At 69.8% G+C, this 1,202-nt stretch carries 1 protein-coding gene and 1 pseudogene; both read right to left on the reverse strand.

What is annotated here, in order from left to right:
• Positions 1-622 precede the first annotated feature (622 nt).
• On the reverse strand, positions 623-1,078 hold the full coding sequence (locus KBX39_RS31550; protein WP_043328663.1) for a DUF2550 domain-containing protein: 456 nt from the start codon (positions 1,076-1,078) through the stop codon (positions 623-625).
• A gap of 12 nt (positions 1,079-1,090) precedes the next feature.
• Positions 1,091-1,202: pseudogene (locus KBX39_RS31555) on the reverse strand (F0F1 ATP synthase subunit epsilon); the annotation flags it as partial.

Raw genomic sequence — 1,202 nt, forward strand, 5'->3', positions numbered from 1 at the left:
GCCCACCACCCCCGAACCCGACACCCCGCCCACACACGCCAAACCCCCACCGCGCCCCGGCCCGGCCGCCTCGCCCTACGCCCTGTTGATCAAGGAGTTTGCGGCCCTTTCCGGCACCCACGAGGACACAAACCCCTTGATCACCCCCACAAAAGCCTCCCCGGGCACCCGCCACAGGGTTGATCATGAGGTTAGCGGCGACATAACGGACACCAAGTGCCGCCAAGTTCATGATCGACGCTCTCGGAGCGAGGCCTGGCCCGAGGCGGCCGCCCCGCCGCGGGTCCGCGGGCCGCACGCGCGATCTTGCACCTTGAGCCCTCGCGGCACCCGATTCGCCCGGATTTATGGGGCACCTAAGTGCAAGATCGCGCGGGGCATCAGGAGCTGGGGGGCGGCAACCCGTCCCGAACTCCTAGGAGCCCCGGCGATCTTGGAGTTGTGGTGCCTCGCATACCTCGTCAAACGGGCATCGTGGGCGCCACAACTCCAAGATCGATGGCGAGGTGAGGGCTGTCGTGCGGGGGCAGCCGGACTGGGCGAACCGGGTGCCGGATTCAGCCGGCCAAGGTGTGCGGGGTGCCGCCACCTCGGGGAGGTGGAGTCGATCAAGCGGCCGGGGTCAGGCGGCGGGCCAGTCCTGGGAGGCCAGACGCGGCGAGACCGCCCCGGGTGGGGCGGCCTCGAGCCAGGACAGGAATCCGGTAACCGTGGAACGCGCCATGGCGATCTCGATCGGCGCGTGGTGGCTGGTACAGCGCAGGATCACCCACTCGGCCGGCATGGACATGCGTTCCTGGCCCTCGGGCAGCCGGCGTCGCTCGACCGCCAGCCCCTCGCGGGAGAGCACCCGCTTGGGGCGCAGCGCGAAGCTGAACATGCGGTACCAGCGGAGTTCGTCGCCGACGAAGCGACCGAACCCGGGTGACCAGCCGCGACCGTCGAGGATCGTGGAGACCCGCACGCTCAGCCGGATGGTGCCACCGCTACGTGTGAACAGGGCCCGCCGGATGAAGAGGATCAGAATGGCGACGACGACTACCGCTACGCCGATTCCGAACCCTTCGACGATCTCCATCGGCGGGTCTGCTCAGCGGGCCGGGGTGGCGGGGGTCGCGCTCTCGGCGAGCACCGTGACGCCCTCGCTGGTCACCGACAGGAAGCCGCCGGGCACGTCGAAGACGACCTGCTGGCCACCGGCC

Origin of the sequence: Micromonospora sp. D75, from assembly GCF_018070405.1 — a bacterium.
Lineage (GTDB): Bacteria > Actinomycetota > Actinomycetes > Mycobacteriales > Micromonosporaceae > Micromonospora > Micromonospora chalcea.

What these genes read in the sequence shown, in the direction of transcription:
- KBX39_RS31550 (WP_043328663.1), bottom strand. Translation starts at nt 1,078, where the DNA reads ATGGAGATCGTCGAAGGGTTCGGAATCGGCGTAGCGGTAGTCGTCGTC.